The organism is Burkholderia sp. IMCC1007, assembly GCF_027257875.1.
In the GTDB taxonomy this organism is placed as follows: Bacteria; Pseudomonadota; Gammaproteobacteria; order Burkholderiales; family Burkholderiaceae; genus Burkholderia.
The window spans coordinates 72,752-92,767 of sequence record NZ_JAPVQY010000016.1; the positions used below are offsets into that span (position 1 = coordinate 72,752).

Genomic DNA, 20,016 nt, shown 5'->3' on the forward strand with positions numbered 1-20,016 from the left:
GCGCTTGCGCGATGCGGAACCCGACTACGAAACGGCCTGCGGCACTTGCCGACGCGACGTACATGAGTTGCGTCGCATCCCGGCCGATGCGATAAAAGATCAGGAATGCTATCCGGTTCGTTCGCACAGCGAGGAACATCCGTCATCGGCGTTCGCTGCCGCGAACCGCTATACGCGCACGATCGCCGCCACGCCATAACCGAGCACGACGAGCGCGGCGGCCACATGGCTCGCCGCGAGCCATCGCGGCGACTTCACGATGCGCCCGATCATGCTGCCGCCGAAGGCGAACACGAGTTGTCCGACGAGGCTGCCGGCAAACACGCATGCGGCACCGGCGAGCCAGTGCCGCTGCGCACCGGCGGCAGCGGTGGCGTAGCCGTAGAACAGCAGGATGGTCAGCGGATTCGCGAGCGTGACGAAGAACATCGACGTGAACGGGCGGGTGCCCGGCGGCGGCGCAGCGCCGTCCAGCGTGCGGCGCCGATCCTTCAATGCCCGCCACATCATGCGCGCACCCATTGCGAGCAGCACGCATGCGCCGACGATACGGAACAGCGGCAGATGCGATGCGAGCGTGCCCGCAAGCATCGCGCCGATCGTGAACGCAACGACCGCATAGCAGCCGTCGGCAGCAGCCACGCCCACCGCCGCGCGCACGCCGCTCGCGGTGCCGGCGCGCATGCCGTAAGTCACGATCATCAGCGCGACGGACCCGACCGACAGCGCGATCATCAGCCCGAACAGGAAATCGCTCATCGGTTCATCGATGCCGTCGACGCAAGGCATCGATTCTACCGACCGTCGGCGAACCGACGGGACAAAAACGCATCAGGCCGCGTCAGCCGGGTCAGGCGACGTCGACGCGCGAAGGCCCGTCGACCATCTCGCCGATCACGGCCGCGCGGTCGAAACCGTCGGCACGGAAGCAGGCGAGCACGTTGTCGACTGCTTCCGGTGCACACGCGACCAGCAGGCCGCCGGACGTCTGCGGATCGGTCAGCAGCGCCTGCGCGACCGGCGGCAGCCCGTCGGCAAGCCGCACGTCGCTGCCGTATGCCGCCCAGTTGCGGCCCGATGCACCGGTGAACACGCCGTCGGCGACGAACGCCTCGACGCCCGTCAGCCACGGCAGCGACGCGTAGTGCACGCGCGCGGTGAGGCTCGCGCCGCGTGCGAGTTCGAGCGTGTGACCGAGCAGCCCGAAGCCCGTGACGTCGGTCAGCGCATGCACGCCCGGCAGCGCGGCAAGTTCGGCGCCGGGACGGTTCAGTTTGGTGGTCGTCGCGACCATCTGCGCATAGCCGGCATCGTCGAGCTGGTTCTTCTTCAGCGCGGCCGACAGCACGCCGACGCCGAGCGGCTTGCCGAGCACGAGCACGTCGCCCGCGCGCGCGGCCGCGTTGCGCTTCACGCGCGACGGATGCACGACGCCGATCGCCGCCAGCCCGTAGATCGGCTCGACCGAATCGATCGAATGGCCGCCCGCGACCGGGATGCCGGCCTCCGCGCACACCGATTCGCCGCCGCGCAGCACGGCCGCGATCGTCTCGTGCGGCAGCACGTTGATCGGCATGCCGACCAGCGCGAGCGCGAGGATCGGCTTGCCGCCCATCGCGTAGACGTCCGACAGCGCGTTGGTGGCCGCGATACGGCCGAAGTCGAACGGATCGTCGACAATCGGCATGAAGAAATCGGTGGTCGCGACGATCGCCTGCTCGTCGTTCAGCCGGTAGACGGCCGCGTCGTCGGCGGTCTCGGTGCCCACGAGCAGATCGGGGAACAGCGCCGGCGGCGTCGCCCGCTTCAGCAGCTCGGACAGCACGCCCGGCGCGATCTTGCAGCCGCAGCCGCCCCCGTGCGACAGGCTCGTGAGGCGCGGAACGGCGGGCGGGGTGAGGGTGGCTTCGGTCATCGTCGGCATCCGGTGAATAACAACGTTCTATTATCGACAATTCGGCGCGAGCGCGCCCGATACCCACATAATTGACGGCGCCGGCCCTCCCGTTCCCTCTCCCCGTTCATGGATCACCTCTTCATCGGCCTCGTGCTGTGCTCCGCATTGCTGCATGCGGTCTGGAATGCATTCCTTCACGTCAGCGAGGACCGGCTCGTCCAGCTCGGCACGATGTCGCTGCCGTATCTCGCGTTCGGCATCGCCGGCGCCGTGCTGCTGCCCGCGCCGGCACGGGCAGCATGGCCGTATGTCGCGGCATCGGCGGTGCTCGAGGTCGCGTACTGTTTCACGCTGGCGCGCGCGTATCGCAACGGCGAATTCGGCCAGATCTATCCGATCGCGCGCGGAATCTCGCCGCTGCTCGTGTCGGTGCTCGCGCTCGCCGTGCTGCACGAGCAACCCACGCCATTCGGCTTCGCCGGCATCGCGCTCGTGTCGTGCGGGATCATGTCGCTCGCGCTGCGGCGCGGCTTCCGGTTAGCGGGCGAAGGCGTGCCGTACGCGCTACTCACCGGCGTGTTCATCGCGTCGTATTCGATCTGCGACGGGATCGGCTCGCGCGTGTCCGGCAGCGCGCTCGGCTATATCGCATGGGTGTATTTGCTGTGGAGCGTGCCGCAGCTCGTGCTGGTCTGCGCGGTGCGCGGGTCGCGCTCGGTGCTCGGCTCGCGCGCCGCGCTCTCGCAGGGCGCGATCGCCGGCACGATCTCGCTCGCCGCATACGGGATCGTGATCCTCGCGTACCGGCATCTGCCGGTCGCGACGGTGTCGGCGCTGCGCGAAACGAGCTCGATCTTCGCGGTCGCGATCGGCTGGTTCGTGATGCGCGAGCGGCCCGGCCCGCAGCGGCTCGTCGCGTGCGCGCTGGTGGTCGCGGGTGCGGCGCTGATCCGGCTCTGACGCATGCGCCCACACGCATAGTCCGTGCCGTCATTCAGCGCGTGCGCGCTGGTGGTCGCGGGCGCGGCGCTGATCCGGCTTTGACGCATGCGCCCGCCTCCGCGGTCGGTGCCGGCGTTCACGATAGTTTCGGCAGGGAGGGCCATCCCGCTCCACCACTTTTTGCAATGCCGTTCGTACTCTTTTGTCCTAAGGGAAAGAGGCATGAATCAGTTGGTGATTCGTGTTCGATGACGTATGAGCAGGCAGGCCAGTCGCGCGCGGAAATTCTCTCCGCACTACCGAGAGAATTCGTCCTCTGGCGGTCGAGGCGAGATCCACGGATCGGCATTCACGCATCGATCGGTCTCCGACGGAATCGCAACGAAGCAATCCGGCTATGCATGCTCATCAAGCCACTTCAATCATCCCGCCGAACGCCCGCTCGTCGATCGCTTCGGCCAACGTCGCGAATGCCGTCGCGATCTCATCCTCCGGCACGCACGCATAACCGAGCAGCAACCCCGACGCCGCACGTTCGCGATCCGCGTAATAGCCGGACAGCGGCCGCACGACGATGTTGCGCTCCAGCGCCGCCTGCGCGACCGCGCGATCGTCGACGCCATCGGGCAATTGCGTGACCAGATGCAGCCCCGCGTCGCTGCCAAGCGCCTGCAGCGTATCGCCGTAGCGGCGCGCGACCGCGTCGAGCAGCACCTCGCGGCGTTGCCCGTACAGCGTGCGCATCTTGCGGATATGCGACACGAAATGCCCTTCCGCGATGAATTCGGCGAGCACGGCCTGCTGCAGCAGTTGCCCTTCGCGATACAGCTCGGCGCTCGCGGTCGCGAAGCTTTCCGCGAGCGGCTCCGGCGCGACGAGATAACCGACCCGCAGCCCCGGAAACAGCGTCTTGCCGAAACTGCCGACGTAGATCACCTGCCCGGCCGTATCGAGCCCCTGCAGCGACGCGAGCGGCCGGCTGCCGTAGCGGAATTCGCTGTCGTAGTCGTCCTCGATAATCCAGCAGCCGTGCTGGCGCGCGTATTCGAGCAGCATCCGCCGCCGCGCGAGGCTCATCACCATCCCGAGCGGATACTGGTGCGACGGCGTGACGAGCATCAGTTTCGGCGGCTCGGCCAGATCGGCCGCCGACGGCGCGATGCCTTCGTCGTCGACCGGAATCGGCCGCGTGGTGAGCCCCGACACGTTCAGCACGCTGCGCACGCCCCAGTAGCACGGATCCTCGGTCCAGATCGCGTCGCCCGGGTCGGTCAGCAGGCGCACCGCGAGCTCGATCGACTGGTGGATGCCGGTCGTGATCACGATCTGCTCGGGCGTACAGCGCACCGAGCGCGACGTGCGCAGGTAATCGGCCAGCGCCTCGCGCAGCAGCGCGAGCCCGCCGCCGGGCGCGTAGGTCAGCAGGTCCGGGCGCAGGCGCCGCCAGTACTTGTTGTGCAGCCGCGTCCACACGCGCGCCGGAAAGCGCGACACATCGGGCACGCCCGGCATGAACGCGCCGCCCTGGCGCTTCGACACGCCGGCCCCTTCGACGAGCCGCGTGCCGCGCGCGGACAGCCGGCGCGCGGACGGCGTCACGACGGCCGGGCCGGCCGCCGCGTCGGGCGGTGCGCCGACGATCTCGTCCGGCGCGCTGTCGGCGACGAACGTGCCGCGCCCCGTCGCCGAGTTCACATAGCCTTCGAGCGCAAGCTGTTCGTAAACCTGCGTGACCGTGTTGCGGGCGATCCCGAGCTCGGCCGCGAGCAGCCGCGACGACGGCACGCGCGTGCCGGCCGGCAGTTCGCGCGACAGGATCGCCTGCTGCAGCAACCGGTGCAACTGCCGGTAGATCGGCTGTTCGCCGCCGCGCACGAGGCGCTGCGCCAGCCAGTCCGACAACACGCTTGCGCGCATGATTGGCTCCTGAATATTTATTGAAATGGCTCTGATTGCCAGAGCCAAATGTGATTATAGTCGCCTCCATGGGCTGCCCAGGCGCCCGATTTCCTACCCACCGGACAGAACATCAAGGAGATGACCGTGAAGAATGCCGACCTGCAGGCCCGCAAGAACGCCGCCACCCCGCGCGGCGTCGGCGTGATGTGCGATTTCTACGCAGCCCGCGCCGAGAACGCGGAGCTGTGGGATGTCGAAGGCCGCCGCTTCATCGATTTCGCCGCCGGCATCGCGGTGCTGAACACGGGCCACCGTCACCCGAAGATCGTCAAGGCGATCGCCGACCAGCTGAACAACTTCACGCACACCGCCTACCAGATCGTCCCGTACGCGTCGTACGTCGAGCTGGCGGAAAAGATCAACGAACGCGCGCCGGGCGACTTCCCGAAGAAGACGGCGTTCTTCACGACCGGCGCCGAAGCCGTCGAGAACGCGATCAAGATCGCGCGCGCGGCAACCGGCCGTCCGGGCGTCATCGCATTCTCGGGCGGCTTCCACGGCCGCACGATGATGGGCATGGCGCTGACGGGCAAGGTCGCGCCGTACAAGCTGAACTTCGGCCCGTTCCCGGGCGACGTGTTCCACGCGCCGTACCCGAACGCCGTGCACGGCGTGACGACGGCCGACTCGATCAAGGCGATCGAGATGCTGTTCAAGGCCGACATCGATCCGAAGCGCGTCGCCGCAATCATCTTCGAGCCGGTCCAGGGCGAAGGCGGTTTCTACGCGGCGCCGGCCGAATTCGTGCGTGCGCTGCGCAAGATCTGTAACGAGCACGGCATCCTGCTGATCGCCGACGAAGTGCAGACGGGCTTCGCGCGTACCGGCAAGCTGTTCGCGATGCAGCACTACGACGTGCTGGCCGACCTGATCACGATGGCGAAGAGCCTCGCGGGCGGCATGCCGCTGTCGGGCGTCGTCGGCCGTGCGGACGTGATGGACGCGGCCGCGCCCGGCGGCCTCGGCGGCACCTACGCGGGCAACCCGCTGGCCGTCGCATCGGCGCACGCGGTGCTCGAGATCATCGAAGAAGAGAAGCTGTGCGAGCGCGCGACCCAGCTCGGCGACGTGCTGAAGGCGAAGCTGAACGCGCTGCAGGCCGACGTGCCGCAGATCGGCGACGTGCGCGGCCCGGGTGCGATGATCGCGGTCGAATTCCTGAAGCCGGGTTCGGGCGAGCCGGATGCCGAATTCACGAAGCGCGTGCAGACGCGTGCGCTCGAGCGCGGGCTGCTGCTGCTCGTGTGCGGCGTGTACTCGAACGTCGTGCGCTTCCTGTTCCCGCTGACGATCCCGCAAGCCGTGTTCGACGAAGCGCTCGTGATCCTCGAGGAAGTGCTGAAGGAAACGGTCGGCGTGCCGGCCTGAGTTTCCGCTCACTTCGACTGAATGTGCCGCCGCCGTCATGAAGACGGCGGCGGCCGTTTTCATCCGTCCTTTTCAAAGCAGGTGATTCACATGAGCACTGTTCAGGAAACCCTGGCACTGAAAGATCCGTCGCTGTTCCGCCAGCAGGCGTACGTCAACGGCGAATGGCAAGGCGCGGCGAACGGCGAGTCGTTCGAAGTCCGCAACCCGGCCACCGGCGGCCTGCTCGGCACCGTGCCGGCGATGGGCACGGCCGAGACGCGTCACGCGATCGAAGCCGCGAACGCCGCATGGCCGGCGTGGCGCAAGAAGACCGCGAAGGAACGCGCGGCGATCCTGCGCAAGTGGCACGACCTGATGATGGAAAACGCCGACGACCTCGCGCTGATCCTCACGACCGAGCAGGGCAAGTCGCTCGCCGAAGCGAAGGGCGAGATCGGCTACGCGGCGTCGTTCCTCGAGTGGTTCGCGGAAGAAGGCAAGCGCGTGTACGGCGACACGATCCCGACGCCGGCGAGCGACAAGCGCATCGTCGTGACGAAGGAAGCGATCGGCGTGTGCGCGGCGATCACGCCGTGGAACTTCCCGGCGGCGATGATCACCCGCAAGGTCGGCCCGGCGCTCGCCGCAGGCTGCCCGATCGTCGTGAAGCCGGCCGAAGCGACGCCGTTCTCGGCGCTCGCGATGGCCGTGCTGGCCGAGCGCGCGGGCGTGCCGGCCGGCGTGTTCAGCGTCGTCACGGGCGACCCGAAGGCGATCGGCGGCGAACTGACGTCGAACCCGATCGTGCGGAAGCTGTCGTTCACCGGCTCGACGCCGGTCGGCCGCCTGCTGATGTCGCAATGCGCGGCGACGGTCAAGAAGGTGTCGCTGGAACTCGGCGGCAACGCGCCGTTCATCGTGTTCGACGATGCCGATCTCGACGCGGCCGTGCAGGGCGCGATCGCGTCGAAGTACCGCAACAGCGGCCAGACGTGCGTGTGCACGAACCGCTTCTACGTGCATGAAGCCGTGTACGACCAGTTCGCGCAGAAGCTCGCGGCGGCCGTCGGCGAGCTGAAGGTCGGTCGCGGCACGGAGCCGGGCGTCACGCAGGGCCCGCTGATCAACGAAGCAGCGGTGCTGAAGGTCGAGGCGCACATCGAGGACGCGCTCGCGAAGGGCGCGACCGTCGTGACGGGCGGCAAGCGCCACGCGCTCGGCCACGGCTTCTTCGAGCCGACCGTGCTGACGGGCGTCACGCCGGCGATGAAGGTCGCGAAGGAAGAGACGTTCGGGCCGCTCGCGCCGCTGTTCAAGTTCGGCAGCGACGACGAGGTGATCCGCCTCGCGAACGACACCGAGTTCGGCTTGGCCGCGTACTTCTACAGCCGCGACATCGGCCGCGTGTGGAAGGTGGCGGAAGCGCTCGAATACGGGATGGTCGGCGTGAACACGGGCCTGATCTCGAACGAAGTCGCGCCGTTCGGCGGCGTCAAGCAGTCGGGCCTCGGCCGCGAAGGCTCGCACTACGGTATCGACGACTACGTCGTGATCAAGTACCTCTGCCTGGCCGTCTGACGGTTCCGGGCCTGTCGCATCCGTGACAGGCCCTGACCGCCCGGCCGGAACCGGGCGGTCACGACGCGGGCCGGTGCCCCTCTCCGTCGCGCCCGCGTCACCTGCCTGCTCCGCTCAACGAAACACGTTCACCGCATCGACGAGCCGCGTCGCCTGCTGCTTCAGGCTTTCCGACGCAGCCGCGCTCTGCTCGACCAGCGCCGCGTTCTGCTGCGTGATGTTGTCCAGATGCACGACCGCCTGATCGACCTGCGCGACGCCGGTGCTCTGCTCGGCCGTCGACGAGCTGATCTCCGCGATCAGGTCCGACACGCGCTTCACCTGTGCGACCACGTCCTCCATCGTCCTGCCCGCGTCGTCGACGCGCCGCGCGCCCGATTCGACCCGCTCGACGCTCGCGCCGATCAGCGTCTTGATCTCCTTCGCCGCATTCGCACTACGCTGCGCGAGCGCGCGCACTTCGCCCGCGACCACCGCGAAACCCCGCCCCTGCTCGCCCGCTCGCGCGGCTTCGACCGCCGCGTTCAACGCGAGGATGTTGGTCTGGAACGCGATCCCGTCGATCACGCCGATGATGTCGGCGATCCTGCGCGAGCTGTCGGTGATGTCGCTCATCGTCGCGACGACTTCGCCCATCGCCTGCCCGCCGCGCTCGGCCGCGTCGCTCGCCGACACCGCGAGCCGGTTCGCCTGCAGCGCGCTCTCCGCATTGCTGTCGACGGTGGTCGTCATCTCGGCCATCGAGGCGGCCGTCTGCTGCACGCTGGACGCGGCCTGCTCGGTGCGCGCGCTCAAATCGTTGTTGCCCTGCGCGATCTCGTTGCTCGCGCGCTGCACGTTGTGCACCTGTTCGCTGACGTCGTCGACGAGCCAGCGGAACATCAGCCCGAGCTGGTTGATCGTGCGCAGCGTCATGCCGATCTCGTCGACGCGGTTCATCCGCACGCCGCGGCGGCTTTCGCCGGTCGCGACGTTCAGCGCCTGGTCGTGCAGCCGCTTCAGCGGGCGCACGATCTGCGCGTCGAGCCACAGCCCGGCCGCAATCGACACGCCGGCCGTCGCCGCAGCAAACGCCGCGAGTTCGGCCCCGGTCAGCCCGCATGCCCAGCCCGCGCCGACCACGGCCGGCGCCAGCACGCACAGCGCCGAATGAACGCGCGCGCGCACCGACATCGTCTGCGGCAGCGACGCGATGCGCAGCAGCCCGGTGCGGACGATCAGCCCTTTGTGGAACTTGCGCGGGCCGGCCTTGCCGTCGCGAAATGCGCGATACAGCGCGTCGGCGGCCTCGATCTCGTCGCGCGGCGCCTTGGTGCGCACCGACATGTAGCCGTGCGGCGCGCCGTTGCGCATCACCGGCACCGCGTTCGCGCGCACCCAGTAGTGGTCGCCGTTCTTGCGGCGGTTCTTCACGAGCGCGGTCCACGGCTCGCCGTTCTTCAGCGTCGCCCACATGTCGGCGAACGCCTCTTTCGGCATGTCCGGATGCCGGACGACGTTGTGCGGCTGGCCGACGAGCTCATCGTTCGAGAAGCCGCTCACCTGCGCGAACGTCGTGTTCGCGTACGTGATGGTGCTGTCCGCATCGGTGGTCGACATCAACGTGACGTCGTCGGGAAATTCGAATTCTTGTTGGGTGACAGGCTGGTTGTTGCGCATGCAGGGCTCCGAAAGGCGGATCGCGAGGCACGATCGGCGGCGCGGAAATCACGCTCAGTAGCCGAAAAACGGTTTATCGCTTGACGACGGTCTCGCCCTTACTGTCGGCAATTTCGGCAAAAACCTTACCCCTCGAATGCGAAAAAATACCGAATTCGTTTATCAATATGACCTGGATCAAATAATCTCGCGATAATCGATGCGCGCTTCGCTGCCGCGGCTCGATGCGTTATCGGAGAACGCCGAGAACGCCGGCCGGCAAGCCGATGCCGGCAACCGCTGCGCGCAGCGAAACGATCCGCCCCATTTCGCCCAATTCAACCGCCATTCGAAAAATTCGATGAAAAAGATTCGGCATGAACTGAATCGGCCATGCACGCATATGACATGCCGCCCGCAACCCGCCAGCGATCGGGCAAGCGGATGACGCACCGCACCGCCACCGAACGCGACGCGCTGTCTGCGCGCCTGCTCGCACGCGACGAACTGCCGCTCGTGTGGACCATCGACCGGCGCGAGATCATCCACCATCTGTATGCGCTGCGCGACGGCGAACTGCGTCTGGTCCCGGACTTCTACGACGTGCAAGGCTGGCCCGACGGCGAAGCCGAACACTACACGCCGATCCTGCTCGACTGTCACGATCGCGGCGGCTGGTGCCTCGGGATGTTCGACGGCGCGCGGCTCGTCGCGGCGGTCATCGTCGACAGCGATCCGCTCGGCGCGCAACGCGACATGCTGCAACTGAAGTTCCTGCACGTGAGCCACGACTGGCGCGGCTGCGGGCTCGGCGCACGGCTCTACCGCGCGGCCCGCGCGCAGGCGCTCGCGATGGGCGCGAAACGCCTGTACGTGTCCGCGACGCCGTCGCAGCACACGATCGACTTCTATCTGCGGCTCGGCTTCACCGTCAGCGCGTCGCCCGACCCGGCGCTGCATGCGCTCGAGCCCGAAGACGTCCATATGGAAGCACCGACCACCTGACGCCAGCCAGGGAGCCGCCGGCCAGCGAATGCGAGCCGCGCGTGGAATTTCCGCTCGCCCCACGCCGCCAACACGGAGAACGACCTTGCAGAACGCGCCGCCACACCCGGCCCAGCCGAAGATCCTCGTCAGCATGTGCGTGCTCGGTCACCCGGTCCGCTACAACGGCTCGGCCCGAACCGCCGCTCACGCAGCGCTCGAGCGGTGGCAACGCGAAGGGCGCCTGGTGCCGGTCTGCCCGGAACTGGCAGGCGGATTGAGCGTGCCGCGCCCGGCCGCCGAGATCGCGGGCGGGGAATCCGGGCAACGCGTGCTGAACGGTGCCGCGCGCATCGTCGACGTGCATGGCGCGGACGTCACCGCAGCATTCGTCGACGGCGCGCACACCGCGCTGGCGCTCGCACGCGCGCACGATTGCCGCTTCGCGATCCTCGCGGACGGCAGTCCGTCGTGCGGAAGCAGCTTCATCTACGACGGGAGTTTCGCGGGCCGGCGGCATGCCGGCGCCGGCGTCACCGCGGCGTTGCTGCGCGAGCATGGCGTCGAGGTGTTCGCGGACACCGAGATCGACGCGCTCGTCGCCCGCCTGGCGCGCGTCGCGCAACAAGCGGAAGGCTGAATGACGAAGTGGCCGTCACGACGATCTCGTGACGGCCACTTCATTGGCACTGGAGCAGCGGCGCAGCGGCGCGGATCCCGATCCTGCCGCTGCCGCCGCGTGACGCGATCAGACGCGTTCGATCGCGATCGCGATACCCTGGCCGACGCCGATGCACATCGTGCACAGCGCGAAACGGCCGTTGGTGCGATGAAGCTGGTACATCGCGGTCGTCACGAGACGCGCGCCCGATGCGCCGAGCGGATGGCCGAGCGCGATCGCGCCGCCGTTAGGGTTCACGCGAGGATCGTCGTCGGCGACGCCGAGCATGCGCAGCACCGCGAGGCCCTGCGATGCGAACGCTTCGTTCAGCTCGATCACGTCGAACTGGTCGATCGTCATCCCGAGTCGCGCGAGCAGCTTCTGCGTGGCGGGTGCCGGGCCGATGCCCATCACGCGCGGGGCGACGCCGGCCGTCGCGATGCCGAGCACGCGCGCGCGCGGCGTGAGGCCAAAGCGCTTCGCGGTGGCTTCGTTCGCGAGCAGCAGCGCGGCGGCGCCGTCGTTCACGCCCGACGCGTTGCCGGCCGTGACCGAGCCGTCGGGGCGCACGACGCCCTTCAGCTTCGCGAGCGTCTCGAGCGACGTTTCGCGCGGATGCTCGTCACGCGAAAAGACGACGGCGTCGCCTTTCTTCTGTGGAATCGTGACGGACACGATTTCTTCGGCGAGCGTGCCGTCCTGTTGCGCACGCGCGGCCTTCTGCTGGCTGCGCAGCGCGAACAGATCCTGATCGGCGCGGGTGATGTTGTAGTCGACCGCGACGTTCTCGGCCGTCTCCGGCATCGAATCGACGCCATGCAGCTTTTTCATCAGCGGATTGACGAAGCGCCAGCCGATCGTCGTGTCGTAGATGTCGGCCTGGCGCGCGAACGCGCTCGCGGCCTTGCCCATCACGAACGGCGCGCGCGTCATGCTTTCGACGCCGCCGGCCACCATCAGCGCGGCTTCGCCCGACTTGATCGCGCGCGCGGCCACGCCGACCGCGTCCATCCCGGAACCGCACAGGCGGTTGATCGTCGAACCCGGCACGCCCTCCGGCAGGCCCGCGAGCAGCGCGGACATGCGCGCGACGTTGCGGTTGTCCTCGCCGGCCTGGTTCGCGCAGCCGTAGATCACGTCGTCGATGACCGTCCAGTCGACGTCGCGGTTGCGCTCGACGAGCGCCTTGAGCGGCACCGCGCCGAGGTCGTCGGCGCGCACGCCGGACAGGGCACCGCCGTAACGGCCGATCGGGGTACGAATCGCATCACACAGAAAAGCTTCAGTCATCAGTGTCTCCGGTCTCATGCAACGCTGGGAAGTGAATGAAACGCGCCCCTTGCATTGCCCGCCGGGATGCGCTTAAATGTTCTATATACGAACATAAGATCGTGTATCGAACGTTCAACGCATCATAGGGAGTGCGGGGACGACCTGTCAAGCGCCCCGGCCGCCGTGCGGTTGGCGTGTCAGGCCCCATGCGCTATCTTCTCGGCTGCACGACAAATCCACCGTTCATGACAACCGAAGACATCCAGAAACCCGGCGACTCCTATGTGCAGTCGTTCGCGCGCGGCCTCGCCGTGATCCGCGCGTTCGACGCGCAGCGTCCGGAGCAGACGCTCACCGAGGTCGCGTCGGCCACCGGCCTCACGCGCGCAGGCGCGCGCCGGATCCTGCTCACGCTGCAGACGCTCGGCTACGTCGAGGCCGACGGCCGGCTGTTCCGGCTCACGCCGAAGATCCTCGAGCTCGGCTTCGCGTATCTCACGTCGATGCCGTTCTGGAATCTCGCCGATCCGGTGATGGAGCAATTGTCCGCGCAGATCCACGAAAGCTGCTCGGCGGCCGTGCTCGACCGCACCGAAATCGTCTACGTACTGCGCGTGCCCACCCACAAGATCATGACGATCAACCTGTCGATCGGCAGCCGCCTGCCCGCGTACTGCACGTCGATGGGCCGCGTGCTGCTGGCCGCGCTCGACGACGCGACGCTCGACGAGACGCTCGCGCAAAGCGGCATTCGCGCGCACACGCCGCGCACGATCACCGATCTCGGCGAACTGAAGGCGACGATCGCGCAGGTGCGCCAGCAGGGCTGGGCCGTGGTCGACCAGGAACTCGAAGTGGGACTGATGTCGATTTCCGCGCCGATCCGCAACCGCCGCGGGCAGGTAATCGCCGCGATGAACATCAGCGGCAACGCACAGCGGCACACCGCGAAGCAGATGGTGAAGGAGTTTCTCGGGCCGCTGCAGCAGGCCGCACAAACGGTGTCGGATCTGGTGGCGCGGCGCGGCTGAGCGGCCGGCCAGGCTCCGCGATGCGGCAAATCGCGGACAAAAAAAGACGGGCGGCATGCGCCGCCCGCTCAACTCTCTGACTCTATTGCAACTTCTTCTCACGGAACACGGAGCAAACTCCGCACCGCTCAATTTAGTCACGCGGCTCAAGCCGGTCAATTTGACAAGAACGAAATTGGCCGGCGTCTTTCGTACACCAAGGCGCCGCGGTGCGGCCGCCGCTCACGCGCCGAGCAGCATCCCGTTGCGCACCGGCACCGTGCCCGTCACGCGGCACGGGCCGTTCGCCGGCGCGCTCGCGAAGGTGCCGGTGCGCGACCAGGCGGAATCGCAGGAGATCTGCGTGCTGCGGCGCGCGACCGTGCCGTTGGCGCCGGCCGCGCAGGCACTCGCGACGATGCTCGCGTCGTACTTGAGAACCGTGCGCGGGCGGTAAGCGCGGCGTGCCGCGCGCCGCCCGCGTCGCGTCGCGTCACATCACATCACGTCTCGTCAGTCCATCGACGACTCGCGCGCCGTCTCGCGCAGCATCGCGACCGCGATCAGCGACAGCACCACGCACGCGGCCACATAGCCGGCCGGCGCGAGCTTGCTGCCCGTCGTCTTCACGAGCCACGTCGCGATCAACTGCGCGGTGCCGCCGAAAATCGTTACCGCGAGCGCATACGCGATCGAGATGCCCGTCGCGCGCACGTGGCGCGGCAGCGACTCGCACATCAGCGCCATTTCCGATGCCGACCCGAGCGAATAGAACAGCAGCATCAGCGCGGTCAGCGGCAGGATCACCGACAGCGTCGGATGATGGTTCATCAGCCAGAACGCGGGGAACAGCAGCAGCACAAGCACGCCGCGCCCGACGAAGATCGGCATGCGCCGGCTGCCCAGGCGATCCGACAGCCAGCCGAACAGCGGACACGTGACCAGCATCACGCACCCCGATGCGACACCGACGAACATCGACAGCTTCATCGGCAGACCGAGCGTATGGATCGCATAGGTGGGCATGTAGAAGGTCAGGATGTAGGTCGACACCGTGCCGCCCATCACCGTCAGCATCAGCAGCACCACCGTGCGCGTGTGCCGCGAGAACAGTTCGCGCAGCACGCCGCGTTCGATCCCGTGATGGCTGTCGCCGGGCGCGTCGTCCGCGAGCCGGCGGCGCAGGTACATGCCGACCGGCGCGATCAGCAGGCCCGCGAAGAACGGCAGGCGCCAGCCCCAGCCTTCGAGTGCGTCCTTCGTCAGCGTGTTCGACAGCAGCGCCGCGAAGCCCGAGCCCATCAGCGCGGCGCCGCCTTGCGTCGCGAGCTGCCAGCTCGCGCGAAACGCGCGGCGCGACGTGCCGCCCTGCTCGATCAGCGTGGACGTCGCCGCGCCGAACTCGCCGCCCTGCGAGAAGCCCTGCAGCAACCGCGCGAACACGACGAGCAGCGGCGCGGCCACGCCGACCTGCGCGTAGGTTGGCGCGATCGCGATCAGGCCGGTGCCGAGCGCCATCAGCATGATCGTCAGGTTCAGCGCGGCCTTGCGGCCCTTGCGGTCCGCATAGACGCCGAGCACGACGCTGCCGAGCGGCCGCGTGAAGAAGCCGGCCGCGAACGTCGCGACCGACAGCAGCAGCGACGTGGTCGGATCGCTCGACGGGAAGAACAGCCTGCCGATCAGCACCGCGAAGAAGCCGTACACGGTGAAGTCGAAGAATTCCAGCCAGTTGCCGATCACGGCCGCGGCGATCGCGCCGCGCTTCGTGGCGACCGGTGCGCCGCGCGCATCGGTTCCGGCGGCCCCCGTCGATGCCGGGTGCAGCGCGAGTTGGTCTTTCTGCATCGTTCGTGTCTCCTGTCAATGCGGCCGGAAGCGCCGGCCGCCCGCGCATCCGGCCGCGCTCACTGCTCCAGGTAGCGCTCGACGAGACGCGTCCAGAACGCCGCGCCGATCGGCAGGTTGCGGTCGTTGAAGTCGTACTTCGGGTTGTGCACCATGCAGCCGTCCTCGCCTTCGCCGTTGCCGAGCCGCACGAACGAGCCCGGCCGCTGCTGCAGCATGAACGCGAAGTCCTCGCTGCCCATCAGCAGGTCGGCCTGCTCGACCACGTGCGCGTCGCCGACGAGCTCGCGCGCGACCTGCGCGGCGAAATCCGTTTCGGCATCCGTATTGACGACGACCGGATAGCCTTCGATGTACTCGACGTTCGCCGTCGCGCCGTAACTTGCGGCCTGCGACTCGGCGAGCTCGACGATGCGGCGCTTGAGCAGCGCGCGCACTTCCGGGCTGAACGAGCGCACGCTCAGTTCGAGGCGCGCGCCGTTCGGGATCACATTGTTCGCGGTGCCTGCGTGCATCGAGCCGACCGTGACGACCGCCGGCTGCGACGGGTCGACGTTGCGCGCGACGATCGTCTGCAGCGCCATCACGATGCTCGCCGCGACGACCACCGGGTCGACCGTCAGATGCGGGCGCGCCGCGTGGCCGCCGACGCCTTCGATCGAGATGATCGCCTTGTCGCCGGCCGACATGAACGGGCCGCGCCGCGTGAGGAACACGCCGGGCGCCGCGCCCGGATGGTTGTGCATGCCGTACACGGCATCGCACGGAAAGCGCTCGAACAGGCCGTCGTCGATCATCTTCTTCGCGCCGCTGTCGACGCCGTGCTCTTCCGCCGGCTGGAAATACAGGTGCACGGTGCCGGAGAAGTTGCGCGTCTTCGCGAGATGCTGCGCGGCGCCGAGCAGCATCGTCGTGTGGCCGTCGTGGCCGCACGCGTGCATCTTGCCGTGCGTGCCGCTCGCGTACGGCAGGCCGGTCGCTTCGAGGATCGGCAGCGCGTCCATGTCCGCGCGGATGCCGATGCTGCGCTTGCCGTCGCCCACGCGCAGCGTGCCGACCACGCCCGTCTTGCCGACCCCGCGCGTCACTTGCCAGCCCCATTGCTCGAGCTTGTCCGCGACGAGCGCGGCGGTTGCGTGCTCCTCGTACGCGAGTTCGGGGTGATGGTGGATGTGGTGGCGAATTTCGCGCAGCCCGCCGGCGGCGGGCATCAGGTCTTCGATTTCGGTGAAGCGGACGTCGGTGGTCATCAAGCGGCTCCTGCTGTTTGTCAGCGTGTCAGCCGCACGCGGGCGATTGCGTGCGGGAAAGCAAGCCACTATATCGAGCCGATACCGGTTCAATAAGATGCGGAATTTTTCACCGTGATAAGGTTTTTTAATCAGGGTTAGTACGGGCAAGCTGCCGTCGCCCGGCATCGCCCGATGTGCCCCTCGACTCCCGTCACCACATCACCTATTGATTTCCGAGACGAACGGTCTATTATTCGCCCATGGACGCTCGAACCGACCCGCCTCGCCGCCGCGGCAGGCCCCCCAGACAACACGAGGACCTCGTCGCCACGCGTGACATGCTGTTGCGCACCGGGCTGGAGGTGCTCACCGAAAAAGGCTTTTCGGCCACCGGGCTCGACGAGATTCTCGGCCGCGCCGGCGTGCCGAAGGGCTCGTTCTATCACTACTTCGACAGCAAGGAGGCGTTCGGCCTCGAGCTGATCGACCGCTACGCCGAATTCTTCGCCCGCAAACTGGATCGCCATTTCAGCCAGCTCGAGCGCACGCCGCTGCAGCGCGTGCGCGCGTTCGTCGACGATGCATGCGAAGGAATGGCCCGCTACGCATACAGCCGCGGCTGCCTGATCGGCAACCTCGGCCAGGAAATGGGCGCGCTGCCCGAGAGCTTCCGCGCGCGGCTGCACGCCACGTTCGAGGACTGGCAGCGCCGTCTGGCCGACTGCCTGGCCGCCGCGCAACAGGCGGGCGAGCTGGCGGCCTCGGCCGACGTCGCCGAGCTGGCCGCGTTTTTCTGGATCGGCTGGGAAGGCGCCGTGCTGCGCGCGAAGCTCGAACGCAGCGACGCGCCGCTCAAGCTGTTCGCGCAGTTTTTCTTCAATGGCCTGCCGCGCCACTGAGTTTTTTTGCCATTAACTAGACGATCGGTCTAAAAAGGAGAAACGCATGTTCCAGGGCATCGTGATCGACAAGGACGAAACCGGCCAGCACGCGCGGCTGCAAACGCTGGACGACGCGCAGCTGCCCGCGGGCAACGTGACGATCCGCGTCGGCTATTCGACACTGAACTACAAGGACGGGCTCGCGATCACCGGCAAGAGCCCGGTGGTCCGCAAGTTCCCGATGGTGCCGGGCATCGATCTGGTCGGCGAAGTCGAGCACAGCACGCATCCGGATTACCGCGCGGGCGACCGCGTCGTGCTCAACGGCTGGGGCGTGGGTGAAACGCACTGGGGCGGCCTCGCGCAGAAGGCGCGCGTCGACGGCGACTGGCTCGTGCCGCTGCCGGCGGCGTTTTCGCCGCAACAGGCGATGGCCATCGGCACGGCCGGCTACACCGCGATGCTGTGCGTGATGGCGCTGGAACGGCACGGCGTGCGCCCCGGCGACGGCGACATCGTCGTGACCGGCGCGGCAGGCGGCGTGGGCAGCGTCGCCACGGCGATCCTCGCGCGGCTCGGGTATCGCGTGGTCGCCGTGACCGGTCGACCGGCGGACGCGGACTATCTGCGGCAGCTCGGCGCCGCCGAGATTCTCGATCGCGCGCAATTCAGCGAACCCGGCAAGCCGCTCGGCAAGGAACGCTGGGCCGGCGCGGTCGACGTGGCGGGCAGCCACGTGCTCGCGAACGTCTGCGCGACGACGCGCTATCGCGGCGTCGTGACGGCCTGCGGCCTCGCGGCCGGCATGGATTTCCCGGCCACCGTCGCGCCGTTCATCCTGCGCGGCGTCACGCTCGTCGGCATCGACAGCGTGATGTGCCCGCGCGCCGAGAGGCTCGACGCGTGGCGCCGGCTCGCGACCGATCTCGACGTCGAGAAGCTGGGCGCGATCGGTCATCAGGTCGGCCTCGCCGACGCCCTTGCGCTCGCCGGCGAACTGATCGGCGGCAACGTGCGCGGGCGCATCATCGTGGACGTCAACGCGTGACGCGCGCCGCGGCAACCCGTCGTCTCTTTTCAGGCCGGCGGCTCGTGCATCGTGACCGGCCGGGCCACTTCATCCAGGAATCCTCATGACTTCTGCAGACAACGCTCCCATCAGCCGCTTCCCGGTGCCCGCACTGGAAGCGCTGCCCGACGACATTCGCGAGCGAATCGCGGCCGTGCAGGAAAAGTCGGGCTTCATCCCCAACGTGTTCCTCACACTCGCGCATCGCCCGGACGAGTTTCGCGCGTTCATCGCGTATCACGACGCGCTGATGGACAAGCCTGGCAATCTCACGAAGGCCGAACGCGAAATGATCGTCGTGGCGACCAGCAGCGTGAACCAGTGCCAATACTGCGTGATCGCGCACGGCGCGATCCTGCGCATTCGCGCGAAGGATCCGCTGATCGCCGATCAAGTCGCGACCAACTACCGCAAGGCCGACATCACCGCGCGGCAGAAGGCGATGCTCGACTTCGCGATCAAGGTGTCGCAGAGTGCTCAGCAGGTCGGCGAAGCGGACTTCGACACGCTGAAGTCGCATGGCTTCACCGAAGAGGACGCGTGGGACATCGCGGCGATCTCGGCATTCTTCGGGATGTCGAATCGCATCGCGAACGTGACGAACATGCGGCCGAACGCGGAGTTTTACGCGCTGGGCCGCTGAACGCCCGGCAGCGGAAATCGTGACGTGATCGGCGCGGAAAGGCGGCACGCGTCGGCGCGCCTGCCTTCCGTGCGCGTCGGGCGGCAGCGCTTACCCGATGTCCTTCAGCGCATCGAGCCCGTCCGGCAGCTTCGCGTCCGGAAACATCGTGGACAGCGTCGCGTCCCGCCACCGCGCCGCGTCTTCCGCGCGCTGCTGCTCGGCCTGCTCGCACACGAACAGCGCATCGCCGCCGAGCAGCAAGCGCATCGGCACGTCGTCGCGGCGCGATAGTTCGACGATCAGCGCCGCGATCCGCGCGGGATCGCCGATCTCGTGGCCACCATACGTGCCGAGCAGGTCGAGGATCTTCCCGACCGACGGCTGGTAATCGGGCAGCAGCGCGTCGACGTCGCGCTTCGCCTGCGCGGCCCATTCGGTCCGCATCCCGCCCGGTTCGAGCGTGCACACGCGTACGCCGAACGGCGCGACTTCCTTCGCGAGCACGTCGCTGAATCCGCCGACCGCCCACTTCGCGGCCTGGTAGGCGGACAGTCCGGGCGTCGACGTACGCCCGCCGACCGACGACACCTGAAAGATGTGCCCCGCGCGCTGCGCGCGCATCGTCGGCAGCACCGCGCGCGTCAGGTTGATCACGCCGAACAGGTTCGTTTCGATCTGGTCGCGGAACACGTCGGCGCCCATCTGCTCGAACGGCGCCGTATGGCCGTAGCCCGCGTTGTTCACCAGCACGTCGATGCGACCGAACGCGGCACGTGCCGCCGCGACGGCCTGCGCGGCCGCCGCTTCGTCGGTGACGTCGAGCGCGACCGGCAGCAACCGGTCGCCATACCGTTCGGCCAGATCGGCCAGTCGCGCCGGATCGCGCGCGCCGGCCACCAGCCGGTCGCCCGCCGCAAGCACGGCTTCCGAAATCGCTCGCCCGAGGCCGCGTGCGGCCCCCGTTACCAACCAGACTTTCGACATTTTCTGCTCCTTGATCGCGATGAAACGATGAGAATGAATGATTACTCACTCATTAATATGGGCGATGAACTGATCCTTCATGACCC

At 67.9% G+C, this 20,016-nt stretch carries 19 protein-coding genes; 10 read left to right on the forward strand and 9 right to left on the reverse strand.

What is annotated here, in order from left to right; genetic code table 11:
* Positions 1 to 168 precede the first annotated feature (168 nt).
* Both O1Q03_RS16610 and selD read right to left on the reverse strand, forming a co-directional pair.
* On the reverse strand, positions 169 to 759 hold the full coding sequence (locus O1Q03_RS16610) for a LysE family translocator (RefSeq protein ID WP_269504779.1): 591 nt from the start codon (positions 757 to 759) through the stop codon (positions 169 to 171).
* 91 nt (positions 760 to 850) lie between these two features.
* Positions 851 to 1,915: a selenide, water dikinase SelD gene (selD, locus tag O1Q03_RS16615; RefSeq protein ID WP_269504782.1), complete on the reverse strand. Its 1,065-nt coding sequence runs from the start codon at positions 1,913 to 1,915 to the stop codon at positions 851 to 853.
* 108 nt (positions 1,916 to 2,023) lie between these two features.
* Between selD and O1Q03_RS16620 the strand changes: the two genes are divergently transcribed.
* Positions 2,024 to 2,857 carry a DMT family transporter gene (locus O1Q03_RS16620; RefSeq protein WP_269504784.1) on the forward strand — a complete coding sequence of 278 codons (834 nt, stop codon included), beginning with the start codon at positions 2,024 to 2,026 and terminating at the stop codon, positions 2,855 to 2,857.
* 390 nt (positions 2,858 to 3,247) lie between these two features.
* On the opposite strand, the gene pdxR is transcribed toward O1Q03_RS16620, so the two are convergent.
* Positions 3,248 to 4,756: a MocR-like pyridoxine biosynthesis transcription factor PdxR gene (pdxR, locus tag O1Q03_RS16625; RefSeq protein WP_269504786.1), complete on the reverse strand. Its 1,509-nt coding sequence runs from the start codon at positions 4,754 to 4,756 to the stop codon at positions 3,248 to 3,250.
* Positions 4,757 to 4,876: 120 nt separating this feature from the next.
* On the opposite strand from pdxR, the gene O1Q03_RS16630 reads away from it, so the two are divergent.
* On the forward strand, positions 4,877 to 6,166 hold the full coding sequence (locus O1Q03_RS16630; protein ID WP_269504788.1) for a 4-aminobutyrate--2-oxoglutarate transaminase: 1,290 nt from the start codon (positions 4,877 to 4,879) through the stop codon (positions 6,164 to 6,166).
* A 90-nt stretch (positions 6,167 to 6,256) separates the two neighbouring features.
* Positions 6,257 to 7,726 (forward strand): NADP-dependent succinate-semialdehyde dehydrogenase, encoded by a 1,470-nt coding sequence (gabD, locus tag O1Q03_RS16635; RefSeq protein WP_269504789.1) that lies wholly within the window; start codon positions 6,257 to 6,259, stop codon positions 7,724 to 7,726.
* Between the two features lie 114 nt (positions 7,727 to 7,840).
* On the opposite strand, the gene O1Q03_RS16640 is transcribed toward gabD, so the two are convergent.
* Together O1Q03_RS16640 and O1Q03_RS16645 are read right to left on the reverse strand one after the other, a co-directional pair.
* On the reverse strand, positions 7,841 to 9,385 hold the full coding sequence (locus O1Q03_RS16640) for a methyl-accepting chemotaxis protein (protein WP_269504791.1): 1,545 nt from the start codon (positions 9,383 to 9,385) through the stop codon (positions 7,841 to 7,843).
* 229 nt (positions 9,386 to 9,614) lie between these two features.
* Positions 9,615 to 9,743, reverse strand: coding sequence for a hypothetical protein (locus O1Q03_RS16645; protein ID WP_269504794.1), 129 nt, complete (start codon positions 9,741 to 9,743; stop codon positions 9,615 to 9,617).
* A 65-nt stretch (positions 9,744 to 9,808) separates the two neighbouring features.
* On the opposite strand from O1Q03_RS16645, the gene O1Q03_RS16650 reads away from it, so the two are divergent.
* Both O1Q03_RS16650 and O1Q03_RS16655 read left to right on the forward strand, forming a co-directional pair.
* On the forward strand, positions 9,809 to 10,369 hold the full coding sequence (locus tag O1Q03_RS16650; protein ID WP_332112536.1) for a GNAT family N-acetyltransferase: 561 nt from the start codon (positions 9,809 to 9,811) through the stop codon (positions 10,367 to 10,369).
* Between the two features lie 133 nt (positions 10,370 to 10,502).
* Positions 10,503 to 10,988 carry a DUF523 domain-containing protein gene (locus O1Q03_RS16655; protein ID WP_442865808.1) on the forward strand — a complete coding sequence of 162 codons (486 nt, stop codon included), beginning with the start codon at positions 10,503 to 10,505 and terminating at the stop codon, positions 10,986 to 10,988.
* A 108-nt stretch (positions 10,989 to 11,096) separates the two neighbouring features.
* Here O1Q03_RS16655 and pcaF read toward each other — a convergent pair whose 3' ends face one another.
* The gene (gene pcaF, locus O1Q03_RS16660) at positions 11,097 to 12,299 is read right to left on the reverse strand and encodes a 3-oxoadipyl-CoA thiolase (protein WP_269504797.1); all 1,203 of its coding nucleotides are present in this window, start codon (positions 12,297 to 12,299) and stop codon (positions 11,097 to 11,099) included.
* Positions 12,300 to 12,526: 227 nt separating this feature from the next.
* Here pcaF and O1Q03_RS16665 point away from each other — a divergent pair, with 227 nt between their 5' ends.
* Both O1Q03_RS16665 and O1Q03_RS16670 read left to right on the forward strand, forming a co-directional pair.
* Entirely contained in the window at positions 12,527 to 13,312 is a 786-nt protein-coding gene (locus O1Q03_RS16665) for an IclR family transcriptional regulator (RefSeq protein WP_269504798.1), read from the forward strand.
* A gap of 244 nt (positions 13,313 to 13,556) precedes the next feature.
* The gene (locus O1Q03_RS16670) at positions 13,557 to 13,748 is read left to right on the forward strand and encodes a hypothetical protein (protein ID WP_269504800.1); all 192 of its coding nucleotides are present in this window, start codon (positions 13,557 to 13,559) and stop codon (positions 13,746 to 13,748) included.
* A 56-nt stretch (positions 13,749 to 13,804) separates the two neighbouring features.
* Here the strand turns inward: O1Q03_RS16670 and O1Q03_RS16675 are convergent, their stop codons facing one another.
* Complete coding sequence (locus tag O1Q03_RS16675) at positions 13,805 to 15,139, reverse strand: MFS transporter (RefSeq protein WP_269504802.1); 1,335 nt, start codon at positions 15,137 to 15,139, stop codon at positions 13,805 to 13,807.
* Between the two features lie 59 nt (positions 15,140 to 15,198).
* Entirely contained in the window at positions 15,199 to 16,389 is a 1,191-nt protein-coding gene (locus O1Q03_RS16680; RefSeq protein WP_269504804.1) for a M20 aminoacylase family protein, read from the reverse strand.
* 242 nt (positions 16,390 to 16,631) lie between these two features.
* On the opposite strand from O1Q03_RS16680, the gene acuR reads away from it, so the two are divergent.
* The 3 genes from acuR (at position 16,632) to O1Q03_RS16695 (ending at position 18,964) form a co-directional block, all read left to right on the forward strand.
* A complete protein-coding gene (gene acuR / locus O1Q03_RS16685; RefSeq protein ID WP_269504805.1) occupies positions 16,632 to 17,270 on the forward strand; it encodes an acrylate utilization transcriptional regulator AcuR in 639 nt (212 codons plus the stop codon).
* A gap of 46 nt (positions 17,271 to 17,316) precedes the next feature.
* A complete protein-coding gene (gene acuI, locus O1Q03_RS16690; protein ID WP_269504806.1) occupies positions 17,317 to 18,300 on the forward strand; it encodes an acrylyl-CoA reductase (NADPH) in 984 nt (327 codons plus the stop codon).
* Positions 18,301 to 18,385: 85 nt separating this feature from the next.
* Positions 18,386 to 18,964 (forward strand): peroxidase-related enzyme, encoded by a 579-nt coding sequence (locus tag O1Q03_RS16695; protein ID WP_269504807.1) that lies wholly within the window; start codon positions 18,386 to 18,388, stop codon positions 18,962 to 18,964.
* Positions 18,965 to 19,054: 90 nt separating this feature from the next.
* Here O1Q03_RS16695 and O1Q03_RS16700 read toward each other — a convergent pair whose 3' ends face one another.
* Complete coding sequence (locus O1Q03_RS16700; protein WP_269504809.1) at positions 19,055 to 19,930, reverse strand: SDR family NAD(P)-dependent oxidoreductase; 876 nt, start codon at positions 19,928 to 19,930, stop codon at positions 19,055 to 19,057.
* Between the last annotated feature and the right edge of the window lie 86 nt (positions 19,931 to 20,016).